This window comes from Streptomyces yangpuensis (genome assembly GCF_001005295.1).
Classification (GTDB): Bacteria; Actinomycetota; Actinomycetes; order Streptomycetales; family Streptomycetaceae; genus Streptomyces; species Streptomyces yangpuensis.
The window spans coordinates 210821-226792 of the sequence record NZ_LBMK01000004.1 but is presented as its reverse complement, the minus strand read 5'-3'; the positions used below and the strand labels follow the sequence as shown (position 1 = coordinate 226792).

Genomic DNA, 15972 nt, shown 5'->3' with positions numbered 1-15972 from the left:
GGGCGGGCGAGCGGGTCAGCCCGCCCCGGAGCCGTACGGGGGGTTGGGGTTACTCGGCCGCGGTCACGCGGTGGGCGTAGACCTGCTCGATCCAGCCCGCCTTGAACGCGGCAAGGTCGTCACGGAAGTTGGCCATCGAGGCACCGTAGGGCGCGACGACACCGCCCGACTGGTCCGGCACGGACTGGCAGCCGTGCACGAGCCGGCCGCCGAGGGCGGCGTGGGCCTTGATGGCCTCGATCCGGCGGTGCTCGTTGAACCAGCCGCCGTGGTAGACCTCGTCGAGCATCCCGCCCGTCTCGTCGTCCAGGTCGAAGACGACGGAGGTGGCGGCGGGGAAGAACCAGCACGGGCCGACGTTGGAGATGTGGCCGTCCAGCTCGACCTTGTTGAGCGCCATCAGCGTGGCGGCCTCGCGGAGCATCCGCAGGTGTTCGGCGGTGATCTGCGGCAGGCCGAGGCCGGCCAGGTGCTCCTCGCGGAAGAGGTACGCGTACACCTCGTACGCGGTGGCCAGGACGCGGGCGGCGTCGGAGGTGGACTCGCCGTGGTTCTTGACGAAGTCGAGCGCGAGCTGCTCGACCGCGCTCTCGGTCGTCTCGTCCACGTCCAAGAGCTGGGCCTTGACCAGCTCCCAGTCGGCGACGAGCCAGGTGTTGGACTCGAAGCGGAAGAAGTACTCGGCCGGGTCGATGGTGAGGCGTCGGCCCTCGACCTGGATGCCGGGCAGGCGGCTCCAGCGCGGGTCGAAGGCGTCGGGCAGCTCGACCGTGATGGTCGCGGTGTCGATGGTGGTCACCGTGTCTCCGTCTCTGATCGTCCGGGTTCGGGGCATAGGAATGCCCGGGCCCGCTAGGGCGTACGGAACTTGGGGGCCGCCCGGCCCGAGAGTGGGGCGGCTGTCGATAAGTGAACCGCCCGCTACGCAGAGTGGGTACGGTGTGACCGAGCCCAAGCGGTATACGCGGTTTACAGCTCCGGGACGGAGGAACGTGCCAGTGCCGACCGACGTCAACTCCCGCCTGCGCGAGACGATCCACGCGGCCGGATGTACGTACGAAGCCCTCGCCAAGGACGTCCGCCGGATCGCCGCCGAGAACGGCGAACTGCTCCAGACCAACAAGTCCGCGATTTCCCACTGGGCCAAGGGCACCCGGGCGCCCTCAGGCCAGGCCGGCCAGTACCTCGCCGAAGCCCTCTCCCGCCGCCTGGGCCGCGTCGTCACCCCGACCGAGATCGGCCTTCAGCCCGGTGACGCGGAAGCCACCTCGAACGGCGATCCGGTCGTGACCGTCACCGACCTTGGCCGTGCCGACGTCGAACGCCGCCGCTTCCTCGCCATCGCCGCCTTCACCACGGCCGGCGTCGCCATGCCGCTGCTCCACGACCACGAAGCCACCTCCCGGATGCTCCGCGCCCGCACCGGCCGCTCCCTTGTCGGAGCCGAGGACATCGACGTCGTACGCCAGATCACCGCGGCCTTCAGCGCTGCCGACGAACGCCTGGGCGGCGGCCACGGCCTGACCACGGTCACTGCCTACCTCGCAGACACCGCTGCCCCGATGCTCCGCGGACGCTTCCCCTCGGAGCCGTTACGTCAGGCCGCCTTCGGCGCCGTTGCCGAACTCGCCTACCTCGCCGGATGGAAACACCACGACCTGGGCCACGAAGGCGCCGCCCAGCGCTATTACCAGGTCGGCTACCAGCTCGCCTGCGAAGCCGACCCCCACGGCCACGCCGCCTGGATGATGCGCGCCCTCGCCCACCAGGCCCTGACCCTTAAGCAGCCCCACCACTGCGTCGACCTCGTTGAAGGCGCCCTGCGACGCGGCCTCGGCCACGTCGACGGCCAGACCGAGGCCCTCCTCCACATCACCCACGCCCGCGCCTACGCCGCCACGGACGCGAGCCCCTCAGCCGCACGTGCCCTCCTCGCCGCCGAAGACGCCCTCCTACGGGACGACGGCCCCCAGCCCACCTACTCCCGCGTCAGCGGCCCCGCCGCCGGCACCGTGGCCAGCCACACCGCCCGCACCCTGACCGACCTCGCCGACCACATCGGCACCGAACAACAGCACCGCGACGCCCTCACCCGCTGGGACCCCGAGAAGTACAAGCGCGTCCACGCACTCACCCACGCCGACCTCGGCGACAGCCTCGCCGCCCAGGCACGCGCCGACGAAGCCGTCGCCGCCTGGACCCAGGCCCTCGTCCTCATGGAGGGCATGACATCGGACCGCACCCGCAAGGCGATCTCCTCGATCCGCTCCACCCTCGCGGTCTACCAGCGCCGCCGCGTCCCCGGCGCCGCCGATCTCGCCCGCCGCGCCCGCGAAGCCCTCGCCTAACATGCCCAACAACCCGCCCGACGAAGGGAACACCGTGGCCCAGCAGACCGACGACCGCTCCCCAGCCCTCAAGCCGGCGCTCGAATCGATGACCCTGCTGGTCGCGGCCGTCATCGTCCACGACAAAGCCACCAACCGCGTCGTCCTCCTCCAACGCAGCCAGAACGCCAAGTTCGCCAAGGGCCTATGGGACCTCCCCGTCGGCAAGAGCGAGCCAGGTGAACCCATCACGGAGACCGCGGTACGCGAGCTCTACGAGGAGACGGGCATCACGGTGAAGCCCGAGTCCCTCAAGGTCGCCCACATCATCCACGGCGCCTGGGGCGTCGAGGCCCCCAACGGCTTCCTCACGGTCGTCTTCGCCGCCCACGAATGGACCGGCGAACCCGAGAACCGCGAACCCCGCAAGCACTCCCGCGTCTGCTGGGTCGACGCCGACGCCATCCCGCAAGCCTTTGTGGACACCACAGCCAGCGCCCTCCGCCAGTACCTGAATGACGGCTCGGAGGTCTCGCTGGACGGCTGGTCGGCAGCGTGAGCATCATGCTGCTCCACTTCATACCCAAGGACCCGTTCTTTCCGCCTGCGCCCGCTGCGAGCGAGGCTGCGCAAGCCCGGCTACGACAGGAGGGCTCGGGCGCGACGTGCGGACGCCGTACCAGGGCAGCGCGTAGCGACTGATGGCGGCTTATGACCAGCCCACTGGGCTCGCGGACGCCGTTGGGCAGGAGCGCGTAGCGATGTGGGGCGCTCCGGGCTCCGGCCGCACATCGCTGATCTCCCCGATGGTCTCGTGAGGTCCGGCTCGTTCTTTTGGGGTTTTCCGGCTGTCCTTGTGGTTCCGGGGCGGGACGGGCGGTCAAGGGTGGCCGCAGGCCATCGCGCAGCGACGCGACGGCAGGGAGCGCCCTTGAGGGACCGGCCCGAACCGGAAAACCATGGGACGGACGGGAAAACCCCAGAACAGCTCCGACTCCCGGCCCGCCGGAACACCGCCCGCTACAACCACCCCGCGCCTCACCGCCCCCAGCCCGCCGTCTTACGCCGTGCGCCGACCCCGCCGCGCCCCCGGGGCGGCTGGGCGGGCGCCGGGCCCGGGACGTGGGGGCTGCGGGGGTTGAGGCGCTGGGTGCGCGTGCGCTCGTACCGGCGCCCGCCGCCTAGAGGCGGCTCAGGGATGCCGCCGCGAAGAGGACGTCGCGGATCGCCTCGCGGTCGCCGTGTTGGCCCGCCGCCACGTCCTCCGGCGAGATGTGGCCGGCGGCCAGCTGGCAGAACTCGATGCCGTCCAGGGCTATCTCCGCGACCGTGCGTTCCGGCGACGGTTTCGCCCCCGGCGAGTCCAGCGCGATGTCCCAGCCACCGCCGCCCGCGCCCTCGATCTCCAGGTGCAGGGTCCGCCCGGGTGCTCCGGCGGCGACCAGGGTCCGCGGCGGGGCCGCCAGGCCCGCGCGGCGGCGCTCTGCCAGCGCGCCCGGCAGCATCCGCGCCGCCAGGTCGATCATCCGGTGCAGGTGCGGTCCGGACGGCGGCTCGTACGGGTAGTCCACCGCGTCCGCGATGTCCCACGCGTGCACCCAGCACTCGAAGGCCCGCTCCAGGAAGGCGTCGCCGAGCGGCAGCGCGAAACCGCCGTAGTCCACGGCGAGTTCGGCGACGCCCCGGCCCGCGAAGGACACCGTACGGACCAGGGTGTGGCCCTGTTCCCGCCACGGTTCGCGCACCTGGCGCGTCGTCGGCTTCGCCGACGCGCCCCAGAAGTACTCCGTCCGTACGGTCGGACCGCCCGGCGGCGCGTCCGCCCCCAGCGGATCGTCCAGACCGAGCGCGGTGGCGATCATCCCGTCGACCGTCATGAGGTGCCCGATCACGCCCGCCACGGTGGTCCGCTGGGAGCGGCGCCGTTCCTCCTCGAACCACTTCAGGCGTACGGGGGTGTGCCACTCGGAGTCGCCGAAGTCCTGCAGCAGGGCGTCGAGCCGCGCGGTCTCGGTGTCGTACGGACTCGCCCACACCGGAACCGGGATGCGGGCCGGGCGCTTGCCGAGGCAGTCCTCCAGGACGGACCCGCGAGCGCAGCAGCGGCTTGAGGTCGAGGCTCTCCTCGGGATGCAGCAGTCCGACGGCGTCGCGCAGCCGCAGCGCCTCCTCGGCGCAGGGCGCGCATTCGGTGAGGTGGTCCTCCACGGCCCGGGTCTCCTCGGCGGAGCACGCCGCCAACGCCCACGCGCCGAGCAGGGACTTCAGCACGGCGTGCGAGGGCGGCGGCGGGGCCGGTTCCGGGGGCAACGGCAGGGGCCTCGGCGCATGCCCCGGGTCGAGGTCGTCGGCGGCCCCGCGCGGGCCCGGTATCCGCGCCCGGCCGCCGGGACGCTCGTATCCGTCGTCGGGTGACTGCGCGGGGCCGTTCATCGGGGTGTTCCGTATTCGCGCGGGCCGTAACCGGGCTGGGCGGTGTCCTCCTGCGGGAGGGCGTTGGCGGTCGACAGCAGCTGGAGCCCGAGCCGCAGCCTGCGGCGCGCCTCGTCCTCGCTGATCTGGAGGTCGGCGGCGGCCTGCCGGTAGTCGCGCCGCTTGAAGTACGCGAGTTCCAGCGCGGCCCGCAGCGGCGCGGGCATGGAGGTGACGATGTAGTCCGCGCGGGCGGCGGCGTTGGCGCTGCGCACCTTCTGCTCCAGCTCCTCGCGGGAGCCCCGGCCCAGTTCGGCCTGGCGCAGCCGGGCCACCGCCTGGCCCTGGGTGATCCGGGCGACCCAGGAACGCATGGAGCCCTGCTTGGGGTCGTAGGCGTCCGGGTTCTCCCAGATGTAGCCGAAGACCTCGCGGGTGATCCGGTCCGCCGCCTTCTCGTCGCCCAGCACGCGGTGCGCCAGGCTGTGCACGAGCGAGGCGAAGCGGTCGTAGAGCTCACCGAGCGCGGCGGCCTCGCCGCGGGCGAGGCGCTGCTGCATGCGGCGGTCCCACCGCGGTGGTACGTCCTTCGGCATAAGTGCCCCCAGCCGTGTGTCGACGCATCGAATGTAGTGGGCACATGGCGGATCGCGCCTGTTTTGGCTGAAGCTCCCTTCGGACGTGGGCCCTGCGTGATAGGGGCGTCGCAGGGCGTGAACGGTGGTGCGGCCCCGGGCACATGGGTACACGCGTACGCGCCCCGCCGCGCTCCCCGTGCGCGGGTTCGATGCGGCCGCCTGCTTGACCGCTTCGCTTAACGTGCAGGCCACATAGGCCTTACGCTCCTGCCTTGTCTTGATCTGAACCCCACGCACACGTGAAGGTGGAACGCCGCATATGGACAGCGCAGAATACGAGCGCAAGATCGCCGCCCGATTCGCCACCTTCGACCAGGACGGGTCCGGCTTCATCGACCGGGAGGACTTCAGCGCGGCCGCGAAGGCCGTCCTGGTCGAATTCGGTACCGCCGCACGGTCGGAGAAGGGCCAGGCCGTCTTCGGCGGCGCCGAGGCGTTCTGGCAGGGCATGGCCGGAATCGCGGACGTCGACGGGGACCAGCGGGTGTCCCGCGAGGAGTTCATCACCGGGGCGGCCAAGCGGCTGCGGGACAACCCGCAGCGGTTCGCGGAGATCGCACGGCCGTTCCTGCGTGCCGTGATCGCGGTGGCGGACGAGGACGGCCTCGGCGCGACGCCGCCGGCCGCGGCCCGGGTGCTGCGGGTCCTCGGCACGGCGCCGGAGCTCGCCGAGCAGGTGGCGCTCGGTCTCGACACGGACGGCGACGGCCGTATCTCGGAGGACGAGATCCTGGCGGCTTTCGCGGCGTACTGCGGCGTGGAGGCCCCGGACGCGTGACGCCTGCGGCGGGCTCGCACGCGTGCTGGGTGTCGCCCGAAGCCCCGCACAGCGGTGACGGGCGGGGCACGGGGATCCGGGGGCGGCGCCCGGCCGCCCCCGGTCCTGCCGGACGGTCCCGCCGGACTGGCCGGGCGGACGGGCCGGGCGGACGGGCCGGGCGACCGCCTGAAGCCCCGCCGCGGAAACGGCCCGCAGCACGCGCCGCGGACAGCGGACCGGGACCGCACCGCAGGCGCCACCGCCGCCGCGACCCTACGGCCGCCGGCCCCCGTGCCGCGCTCCCGGACGGCCGGGGTCCGTACATCGGAGCCCGGGCGTCAGGCGAAGACCACCGTGCGGGAGCCGTTCAGCAGGACGCGGTGCTCGCTGTGCCACTTCACCGCGCGTGCGAGCGCCTGGCACTCGACATCGCGCCCGACGGCCACCAGCTGGTCCGGGGTGACCTCGTGGCCCACCCGCTCGACCTCCTGCTCGATGATCGGCCCCTCGTCGAGGTCCGCCGTCACGTAGTGCGCGGTCGCGCCGATCAGCTTCACACCGCGCGCGTGCGCCTGGTGGTACGGCTTCGCGCCCTTGAAGCTCGGCAGGAACGAGTGGTGGATGTTGATGATCCGCCCGCTCAGCTCCTTGCACAGGTTGTCCGACAGCACCTGCATGTACCGGGCCAGCACCACCAGCTCGACGTTCTCGGCCCGTACGAGTTCCAGCAGCTGCGCCTCGGCCTGGGCCTTCGTGTCCTTCGTCACCGGGATGTGCACGAACGGCACGTCGTACGAGGCGACCAGCTCGGCGAAATCGGTGTGGTTGGACACCACGGCCGCGATCTCGACCGGCAGGGCCCCGATCCGCGACCGGAACAGCAGGTCGTTGAGGCAGTGCCCGAACTTGGACACCATCAGGATGATCCGCATGCGCTCCTCGGAGCGGTGGATCTCCCAGTCCATCTTGAAGGACTCGCCGATGGCGGCGAAGCTCGCCCGCAGCTTCTCCACCGTCACGGCAGGCTCGGCCTCGAAGTGCACCCGCATGAAGAAGAGCCCGGTCTCCCGGTCTCCGAACTGCTGGCTGTCCACGATGTTGCAGCCGGTCATGAAGAGGTAGCTCGACACGGCGTGCACGATGCCCTGCTTGTCGGGGCAGGACACGGTCAGGACGTACTGGGGCTGCTGCTGGGCCTGGGCCTCGTTGTGCGGGTCGCTCATGACCGCACAGCCTTTCACACCGCGCGGGTGAGGATCTTCAAAACTTCCAGCGAGGTGGGCCGCACGTCCGGGTCGTCCCCGTCGGCCTGCGCGAGCCGTACGTGCGCCTCGCGCGCGGCACGGACCGCCTCGGGCCACGCGTGGTGCTCCAGGTAGACGGAGACGGGGGCGTCGGGGCCGACCTGGTGGAGGATCCGGAGCACGCGCAGCACGGCGAGGTCGACAAGGGCCGCCTCCTGCGAGTCGCGGAAGATCGTGCCGACGTACTTCTCCGCCGACCAGCTGTCGAGCCAGGTGTCCTCGACGAGCCGGTACACGGCGTCGGTGACGTCGCCGTACCCTTCGTCGCCGGCCAGCCAGGTGTCCTCGTGGAAGGCCGGATCGGAAAGCATGTGCAGCGCCGAGCGCACGTTGCTGCGCCAGCGCCACCACGGCATGTCGTTCAGGGGCATGCCGCCCATGGTGGAGGAGCGGCCGCCGCGTTTGGAAGAGTTCTTCGAACCTTGGGCGAATGTCACGCTTTCGATCGTACGTTCCTGTTGAGTGCGATCTTGAAGCGCCCGCAAAGGACTGCGCCCCCGTAATTCACCTCGACGTCACCCGATGTTGCGTCCATCTCACTCGACAGTTATTCGTGGGGCGGAATGGTGCATGGACATGACCATCTCGCGACGCGCAGCATCGCTCTCCCGCACCTTCGTGGCCACGGCGATGGGTGCGAGCCTCGTGGCCGGATGCGGGGCGCTCCCGGGGGGCTCCGCGGGCTCCGGGGGCCCTGGAGCGACCATCACCGTCATGACCTTCGCCCCCGAGGGGACCAAGGCCACGAACATGCCGGGAATGACCGGAATGGCCAAGGCGTACGAGCGCTGGGTGAACGCCAAGGGCGGCATCAACGGCCACAAACTCCGCGTACTGACCTGCAACGAGAAGAACACCCCCAGCGGCGCCGCCGACTGCGCCCGCAAGGCCGTCGCGGAGAATGCGGTCGCCGTCGTCGGCTCCTACAGCCAGCACGGACGCGCCTTCATGGCCCCGCTGGAGGCGGAGGGCATTCCCTTCATCGGCGGCTACGGAGTCTCCTCCGAGGAGTTCCAGTCCCCGATGTCCTACCCGGTCAACGGCGGCCAGTCCGTCCTCATCGCCGGCGCCGGCCACCAGCTGGGACGCGTCTGCGACCAGGTGGCCCTCGTCCGCCCCGACACCATCCCGGGCGACGCGCTGCCGGTCCTGCTGAACGCGGGACTGCGGGCGAACAAGATGGCCGACGCGGCCGACATCCGGGCCGCGGAGGACTCCGCCGACTTCAAGCCGCAGGCCACCGAGGCCCTCGCGCACACCACCGGCACCGGCAAGGAGAAGGAGAAGGGCTGCGTCACCGCGGTCCTCGGCGAGCGCACCGAGACGTTCTTCGACGCCTTCCGCCGCACCGAGCCGCAGCGCAAGAAGCCGCAGATCTCGTCCGTGCTGGGCAGTGTCAGCCAGTCCCTGGTGGACCGCACGGGCGGCCGGGAGAGCCCCTTCGAGGGCGCGTACATCACGAGCTGGTACCCGGTGTCCTCCGACCCCGTCTGGGAGCCGATGCGCAAGGTCGTCAGCGAGTTCGCCTTCGGGGACGACACCGTCGACCCCGACGACACCGGGGCGCAGACCACCTGGATCGCGTACACGGTGCTGAGCGAGATCGTGAAGCGCTTCGGGAAGGGCGAGGGCATCGACGCCCGCAAGGTCAAGCGGTCGCTGAACGAGGCCCAGCCGGTCAGGACCGGCGGCCTCACCCCGGACCTGAGCTGGCGCTACCAGGACATGCGGGCCGTCGCCGGCTTCCCCCGCATCGTCAACGGGCAGGTCACCTTCCAGATCGTGCAGTCCGGGCGGCTGGTGGCGCAGCCCGGCGAGCAGAGCCTGGACATGACCTCGACGCTGGAGCAGGCCCCGCGTACGGCCTGAGAGGGGTCTGACGGGGGCCTGGCGGGTCCGTGGTCCGCAGTCCGTACGCCGGGGGCGGGAGCGGGAGCGGTCAGAGCTGGGACTTGTCGCGCTTGGTGAGTCCGTACTTGGCCGCGATCGTGTTCCACATGGTCGCGGCCGACTCCTTGGCCTTGGTCGCCTCCCCGCTCGACTTGTTGCCCTCGGCGGCGTTCTTGTTGGCCTTGGCCTTGCCGTCCTTGCACTTGTCGTCGTCGTCCACGTCGTCGGCCCACGCCGCGTAGCTGTTGTCGGCGTCCGCCGACGCCTGCCAGGCCTTGGTCAGGGCGGCGGACAGCCTGGCGTGGTCGGGGAGCTTGTCGAGCTTCAACTCCTGCAGCCGGGTGACGAGTTCCTCGCGCTGGCGGGCCGCGTCGCGCAGGTCCGAGGCGGCCTGGTCCAGGTTGGCGCAGCTCTTGATGTCCTCCACGGCCTTGATCACCGCGGCCCGGCTGTCGTTGCTGTCCGCGAGGAGCTTGTCCAGCTGGACGGCCTGGGGGCGGGCCGGGTCGACCGGGGCCTCGGCGGGCGCGGCGGAGCCGCCGCTCGCGGTCGGCGCGACGGGCACGGCGCCGGGGTCGTTGTTCCGGGGCTTGCCGTCGGGGAGCAGCGTGCCGACGCCGAGGCCGACCATGGCGAGGCCGATAACGACGGCGCCGATGATCGCGGGCGAGACCTTGCGGGAGGGCTCCGCCGGCGGGGGCGGTGCGTACTGCTGGTGCGGGTGCTGCGGGTGCTGCTGGTGCGGGTGCTGCTGGTGGGGCTGGGGCAGTACGGGGCCCTGGCCGCGCGGCGGGTAGGGGCGCTGCGGGGGGCGGCCCCGCAGTACGGGCTCCTGTACGGGCGGCAGGTGCTGGGTGTGCCCGGCGGAGTCGTCGCCGCGGAACAGGCCGTCGAAGCCTTCGACGGCGGAGGCGGCGGGGGCCGTGGGTCCCGCCGGGACCGGCGGGATGTACTGGGTCGCAGCCTCCGCGTGCGCGGGGGCCGCGGGGCCGTGGCCTGCCGGCACGGGGGCTATGTACTGCGTGGCGGCCTCGTCCTGGCCGGGGCCGGGGTGCGCCGGGACGGGCGGGATGAACTGGGTCGCCGCCTCGTCGTGTGCGGGGGCGGCGGGGGCTGCCGGTACGGGCGGGATGTACTGGGTGGCGGCCTCGGGCAGCGGCGGATAGCCGTAGCCGTGCGGTGCGCCGGGTCCCTCGTAGCCGGGCCCGACCACGTGCCCGGCCGGGACCTCCGAGGCGGGGTAGGCCTGCGGGTAGCCGTAGGCGGCCCCGGGGTGGGCCTGCTGCGGCTGCTCCGGGTACACCGGATAGCCGGACGCCGCGTCCGGATCCCATGGGGTACCAGGCTGAGGGGTGCCCCCTTGTCCGCTCTGCGTCACCGGGACTCCTTCTCCGACTCGCCCGACCGTACGGAACCGTCCGGCAACGCTACCTGCTCATGGGGCGCGGCGGGGTGGGGTGCCGTCCGGGACTGCATGATTCATGGCGCCCTGAGGCGGTCCAGCCGTACTGGCATGCGCCGCGCCACACATCACGTTTTACGTCCCAGCCGACACCCACCCCNCCCGCCCGCCCGCCCGCATACCGTCCCCGTCCGTCCCCGCCGTCTCCTGTCCACGAAAACCGCCGCACCATTCGGCCTCGCCGGCGTTTGAGGCGCGGGGTCCGGGGCGGAGCCCCGTGCTTCGGGCCCGCCGTCAGGCGACTCGGGCGGCGAATTCCCGGACCGGCGCCTCCTCCCGGAACGGCTCCAGCCGGGACCTGAAGTCCTCCAGGTACTCCTTCCCCCGGTTCGAGCGGAGCCCCTCCAGCAGGTCCGCCGCCTGCGTGGCCGTCTGGCAGGCCTGCTCCACCTCCCGCTGCTGCACCTGCGCCGCCGCCAGCAGCAGCATCCCGATGGCGCGGCGGCGTGCCTTGCCCGGCGGCAGGCTCCGCAGGGCCTCCTCGGCCTGCCTGGCCGCCGCGTCCGCCTGGCCCAGGTCGCGGTGGCAGTGGGCCAGCTCGTCCGCGAGGTACGCCTCGTCGAAGTGGCGGATCCACACCGGGTCGTCGCCGGACTCCGGCTCCGCCCGCTCCAGCGCGCTCAGGGCCCGCGCGGACAGCACCCCCGTCGCCCGGCCGTCGCCCAGCAGCGCGTGCCCGCGGGCCTCGGCGGCGTAGTACATGGCCTCGACCCTCGGGGTGACCTGCCCGCGGGTCCCCTCCTGCGCGGCCCGTGCCAGCTGCGCGATCTCCCGCGGGTTCCCGAGTTCCGCCGCGAGGTGGCTCATGGACGCCGCCAGTACATAGCCCCCGTACGCGCGGTCCCCGGCCGCCTGGGCCAGGCGCAGCGCCTGGATGTAGTAGCGCTGTGCCAGGCCGGGCTGGCCGGTGTCCACCGCCATGTAGCCCGCCAGTTCCGTCAGCCGGGCCACCGCCGCGAAGAGGGCCCGGCCGACCGGCTCCCGGTAGGAGCCGCCGATCAGCCCCGACACCACCGAGTTGAGGTAGTGCACGACCACCGGCCGTACGTGGCCGCTGCCGAAGCGGTGGTCGAGGTCCTTGAGGGCCTCGGTGGTCGCCCGTACCGCCTCCACGTCCGACATGCCGACGCGTGATCCCCCGCTGCGGGCCACCTGGTGGTCGGCGCCGGTGATCAGCCAGTCGCGGCTGGGTTCGACGAGGGCGGAGGCGGCCACGCTGGAGCCGGAGAGGAAGTCGCGGCGGCCGACGTCGCTGCGCCACAGCTCGCAGACCTGCTCGATCGCGCCGATGACGGTCGGGGAGAACTGCAGGCCGACGCCGGAGGCGAGGTTCTTGCCGTTGGCCATGCCGATCTCGTCGATGGTGACGGTCCGGCCGAGTTTGCGCCCGAGGGCCTCGGCGATGATCCCGGGTGCCCGGCCGCGCGGCTGCTGGCCGCGCAGCCAGCGGGCCACGGACGTCTTGTCGTAGCGGAGATCGAGGCCGTGTTCGGCCCCGCACATGTTCACGCGCCGGGCTAGCCCGGCGTTGGAGCACCCGGCTTCCTGGATGAGCGCCTGCAGCCGTTCGTTCGGCTGGCGGGCGACGAGAGGCCTGGCTGCCATGAAAACCCCCTGCTGACCGCGGGTGATCCGTTGGAATGATCACTTCCCGCCTGATGTGCGGAGAATCTTCCGCTCTGCGTCGTGTCGCTACCCAGCAACAGCGCCCCGGCCTCCTACGCGCCCCCACGCGTGCATCAGTGCGCCCCGCGTGCAGGATCGATGCTCCGCTCGCGGGCGGGTTCACCCCCGTAACCCCGGGTGACCCGGGCAGTTGTGATGGGCGTGGAAGAGACCATGGGAGTCACGGAGACCGCACCCATCCCCAAGCAGCGCGGCGAGCAGCTGTTGGACCATGCCGTGCGGTACGTGGAAGAACGGCACTGGGATGTCTTCGCCGGCACCTGGTTGGAGCCCGGGGACGGCCGGGAGCTGTGCTCCTGCGGGGCCGAGGACTGCCCGGCGCCCGGCGCGCACCCGGCGGTGAAGGACTGGGCGTCGCACGCCACCGGCAGCGCGGTCCAGGTGCGCCGCGTCTGGGGCAAGCACCCGCAGGCGTCGATCCTGCTGCCGACGGGCCGGACCTTCGACGCGCTGGACGTGCCGGAATCGGCCGGCTTCCTGGCGCTGGCCCGGCTGGAGCGGATGCAGCGCACCCTCGGGCCGGTCACGCTGACGCCCGATCACCGGATGCTGTTCTTCGTGCTGCCGGGCGCCGGGGTCAAGGTCGCGGACCTCGTACGGAAGCTGGGCTGGGTGCCGTCCGCGATCGACCTGGCGGCCCGTGGCGAGGGCGAGTACGTGGCGGCCCCGCCCACCCGCTTCGGCGGCCGGGGCGCGGTGCAGTGGGCGCGCCGGCCCACGCCCGCGAACCGGTGGCTGCCGGACACGGAGGAGCTGATCGACGCGCTGGCGTACGCGTGCGGCAGCGAGGCGGCGGCGGAACGCAAGCGCCGCCAGGGGTGACACCGCGCCGGTGATGCGGCCGCGGCGGCCGCTGTGAGGAAGCGCCCCGGGAACTCATGACATAAGTAACTGATGAGGCCTCTCCCCCTCCTCCTATCGTGAGGAAAGAACGACCAACGGGGACGTGTGACGAGAGGCGGGCGCATGCCGGACCAGGGCGATGCGACGGGTGGAACGCACGGGACGGACGGCGCGCGAACCGCTCCGTCCGCCGTGCGCGTGGAAGGTCTGTGGAAGCGGTTCGGCGAGCAGGTCGCCGTCGCCGGCATCGATCTGGAGCTGCCCGCGGGGAAGTTCATCGGCCTGGTGGGGCCGAACGGCGCGGGCAAGACGACCACGCTGTCGATGGTGACCGGACTGCTGCGCCCCGACATGGGGCGGGTCGTTGTCGCGGGCCACGACGTGTGGGCGGACCCGACCGAGGTGAAGGCGCGGATCGGCGTACTGCCCGAGGGGCTGCGGCTCTTCGAACGGCTGTCGGGGCGTGAACTGCTCGGCTACATGGGCCGGTTGCGCGGGCTCGCGGGGGACGAGACCGACAAGCGGGCCACGCAGCTGCTGGAGATCCTCGACCTCGCCGGTTCGCAGCACAAGCTGGTCGTCGACTACTCGACCGGCATGCGGAAGAAGATCGGCCTGGCGGCGGCCCTGCTGCACAACCCCGAAGTGCTCTTCCTGGACGAGCCGTTCGAGGGTGTCGACCCGGTGTCGGCGCAGACCATCCGCGGCGTGCTGGAGCGCTACACCTCGTCCGGTGCCACGGTCGTGTTCTCCTCCCACGTGATGGAGCTCGTCGAGTCACTGTGCGACTGGGTGGCCGTGATGGCCGCCGGCCGGATCCGCGCCGCGGGCCCGCTGGCCGACGTACGGGGCTCCGCGCCCTCCCTGCAGGCCGCCTTCCTCGAACTGGTCGGCGCGCACGGGCGGGACGCGGCCGGCGACTCCCTGGACTGGCTCGGCGGCACCTCCGGGACGGTCGCGCGATGAGCGCGCCCACCGCTCCCGCCGGAGCCACCGGCGCCGCCGGGATCGCCCCCGGGGTGTCCGCCGGACGGTCAGCGCCCGCCGCGCCGCCCGCGCTGACCCCGGTCTTCCTCCGCATCAAGCTGTCGCTGCTGCGCAACGGACTCAAGGGCTCCTCGAAGCGCAAGGCCGCCTACTTCTCGACGCTGGCCTTCGCGCTGGTGGTCGGCTTCTTCATGACGCTCGGCCTGGCTCTGCTGCACGGCAACGCGCACGCGGGCACCGTCGTGGTCCTGCTGGCCGGGATCCTGGCGCTGGGCTGGGCGTTCATGCCGCTGTTCTTCCCGGCCGGAGACGAGACGATGGACCCGAGCCGGCTGGTGATGCTGCCGCTGCGTCCGCGTCCTCTGGTACGGGCCCTGCTCGCGACCTCGCTGGTCGGGATCGGGCCGCTGTTCACGCTGTGCCTGGCGGTCGGCTCGGTGGCAGCCGTCGCGCGCGGCGCCGCGGGTGCGGTGGCCGCGGTGGTCGCCGTACCGCTCCTGCTGCTCGGGTGCGTGACCCTCGCACGGGCCGTGGCGACGGCCAATGTGCGGCTGCTGACCAGCCGCAAGGGGCGCGACCTGGCACTGCTGAGCGGTCTGGTGATCGCGGTGGGCGCGCAGCTGGCCAACTTCGCCAGCCAGAGCCTCTTCCAGGCGGGCGGCGTCACGGCGCTGGAGCCCGTCGAGGCGGTGGTGCGGTGGCTGCCGCCGGCGACCGCCGTCGGCATGGTGGACTCGGTGGGCGAGGGCGCGTACGGCAGGGCGGCGGCCCAGCTGGTGCTGAGCGTGGCGGCCGTGGCCGGTCTGCTGTGGTCCTGGGAGGGCAGCCTGACCAAGCTGATGGTCACACCGGACGGTTCGACGATCGCGGCGTCCGGGCCGGTGAAGAACCGCGGCGTTGCCGACGGCGGCTTCTGGTCGCTGATGCCCGGCGGCCGGACGGGCGCGTCCATGCAGCGCACCCTGCGCTATGCCGTGCGCGACCCGAAGACGAAGTCGGCGTGGGTGACCGCGCTGGCGATCGGTGTGATCGTGCCCGTCTTCAACGCGCTGCAGGGCACCGGGTCGGTGTATCTGGGCAGCTTCGGCGCGGGCATGCTCGGCGTCCAGATGTACAACCAGTTCGGGCAGGACACCTCGGCGTTCTGGATGGTCGCGCAGACCATCTCCAGCACCCGTGACGCGTATGTGGAGCTGCGCGCCCGTGCGGCCGCGCTGGCCCTGGTCGTCCTCCCGTACACGGTCCTCGTCACGGCGGTCACCGCCGCTCTGGTGGACGACTGGCAGGCCTTCCCCGCCGGGGGGGGGGTGGCTCTGGCCCTGGTGGGCTCGATGCTGTGCACAGGGGCCCTGGCCTCGGCCCGCTTCCCGTACTCCATTCCGACGGACGGCGCCTTCAAGAACGTCGCCCCGGGGCAGGGTGGGCTCGCCTGGGGCGGTATCGCCGCCGGCATGCTGATGTCGGCGCTGGTGAGCGCGCCGGTGATCGCCCTGACGATCTGGCTGAACATGGCCGAGCACCGGCACGTCTCGTGGATCGTGCTCCCGGTCGGTGTGGCCTGGGGCTGGCTGGCCGCCTGGGCGGGGCTGCGGCTCGCGGCGCCGACGGTGGCGCGGAAGCTGCCGGAGATCCTGTCGGCGGTGAGCAAGGGCTGAGCGCCCGC

Annotated in this window: 13 protein-coding genes and 1 pseudogene; 7 read left to right on the top strand and 7 right to left on the bottom strand. The window is 72.2% G+C overall.

From position 1 onward, the window contains the following. Positions 1 to 49: 49 nt before the first annotated feature. Complete coding sequence (locus tag AAT21_RS22450; RefSeq protein WP_046778752.1) at positions 50 to 799, bottom strand: hypothetical protein; 750 nt, start codon at positions 797 to 799, stop codon at positions 50 to 52. Between the two features lie 193 nt (positions 800 to 992). On the opposite strand from AAT21_RS22450, the gene AAT21_RS22445 reads away from it, so the two are divergent. Both AAT21_RS22445 and AAT21_RS22440 read left to right on the top strand, forming a co-directional pair. Next, the gene (locus AAT21_RS22445) at positions 993 to 2348 is read left to right on the top strand and encodes a hypothetical protein (RefSeq protein WP_046778751.1); all 1356 of its coding nucleotides are present in this window, start codon (positions 993 to 995) and stop codon (positions 2346 to 2348) included. 1 nt (position 2349) lies between these two features. After that, on the top strand, positions 2350 to 2886 hold the full coding sequence (locus tag AAT21_RS22440) for an NUDIX domain-containing protein (protein ID WP_046778750.1): 537 nt from the start codon (positions 2350 to 2352) through the stop codon (positions 2884 to 2886). Positions 2887 to 3508: 622 nt separating this feature from the next. Here the strand turns inward: AAT21_RS22440 and AAT21_RS22435 are convergent. Both AAT21_RS22435 and AAT21_RS22430 read right to left on the bottom strand, forming a co-directional pair. Further along, a pseudogene (locus AAT21_RS22435) lies at positions 3509 to 4760 on the bottom strand (maleylpyruvate isomerase N-terminal domain-containing protein). Continuing rightward, a complete protein-coding gene (locus AAT21_RS22430) occupies positions 4757 to 5335 on the bottom strand; it encodes a sigma-70 family RNA polymerase sigma factor (RefSeq protein WP_030964741.1) in 579 nt (192 codons plus the stop codon). The pseudogene AAT21_RS22435 and the gene AAT21_RS22430 overlap by 4 nt, the downstream one beginning before the upstream one ends. A 301-nt stretch (positions 5336 to 5636) precedes the next feature. Between AAT21_RS22430 and AAT21_RS22425 the strand changes: the two genes are divergently transcribed. Continuing rightward, positions 5637 to 6155, top strand: coding sequence for an EF-hand domain-containing protein (locus tag AAT21_RS22425; protein ID WP_046778749.1), 519 nt, complete (start codon positions 5637 to 5639; stop codon positions 6153 to 6155). 320 nt (positions 6156 to 6475) lie between these two features. Here the strand turns inward: AAT21_RS22425 and purU are convergent, their stop codons facing one another. Continuing rightward, on the bottom strand, positions 6476 to 7360 hold the full coding sequence (purU, locus tag AAT21_RS22420) for a formyltetrahydrofolate deformylase (protein WP_030964739.1): 885 nt from the start codon (positions 7358 to 7360) through the stop codon (positions 6476 to 6478). A gap of 14 nt (positions 7361 to 7374) precedes the next feature. Next, positions 7375 to 7821: an SCO4402 family protein gene (locus AAT21_RS22415; RefSeq protein WP_030902465.1), complete on the bottom strand. Its 447-nt coding sequence runs from the start codon at positions 7819 to 7821 to the stop codon at positions 7375 to 7377. 196 nt (positions 7822 to 8017) lie between these two features. Here AAT21_RS22415 and AAT21_RS22410 point away from each other — a divergent pair, with 196 nt between their 5' ends. Beyond that, positions 8018 to 9310, top strand: a complete 1293-nt coding sequence (locus AAT21_RS22410) for an ABC transporter substrate-binding protein (protein ID WP_046779006.1) — start codon at positions 8018 to 8020, stop codon at positions 9308 to 9310. 70 nt (positions 9311 to 9380) lie between these two features. Here AAT21_RS22410 and AAT21_RS39735 read toward each other — a convergent pair whose 3' ends face one another. Beyond that, positions 9381 to 10709, bottom strand: coding sequence for a hypothetical protein (locus AAT21_RS39735; RefSeq protein ID WP_046778748.1), 1329 nt, complete (start codon positions 10707 to 10709; stop codon positions 9381 to 9383). 318 nt (positions 10710 to 11027) lie between these two features. Beyond that, positions 11028 to 12398, bottom strand: a complete 1371-nt coding sequence (locus tag AAT21_RS22400; protein WP_046778747.1) for a tetratricopeptide repeat protein — start codon at positions 12396 to 12398, stop codon at positions 11028 to 11030. A gap of 234 nt (positions 12399 to 12632) precedes the next feature. On the opposite strand from AAT21_RS22400, the gene AAT21_RS22395 reads away from it, so the two are divergent. The 3 genes from AAT21_RS22395 (at position 12633) to AAT21_RS22385 (ending at position 15964) form a co-directional block, all read left to right on the top strand. After that, positions 12633 to 13301 (top strand): bifunctional DNA primase/polymerase, encoded by a 669-nt coding sequence (locus AAT21_RS22395; RefSeq protein ID WP_235439100.1) that lies wholly within the window; start codon positions 12633 to 12635, stop codon positions 13299 to 13301. Positions 13302 to 13445: 144 nt separating this feature from the next. After that, entirely contained in the window at positions 13446 to 14288 is an 843-nt protein-coding gene (locus tag AAT21_RS22390) for an ABC transporter ATP-binding protein (RefSeq protein ID WP_030964733.1), read from the top strand. Beyond that, positions 14285 to 15964, top strand: a complete 1680-nt coding sequence (locus AAT21_RS22385) for a hypothetical protein (protein WP_046778746.1) — start codon at positions 14285 to 14287, stop codon at positions 15962 to 15964. The genes AAT21_RS22390 and AAT21_RS22385 overlap by 4 nt, the downstream gene beginning before the upstream one ends. Positions 15965 to 15972 lie beyond the last annotated feature (8 nt).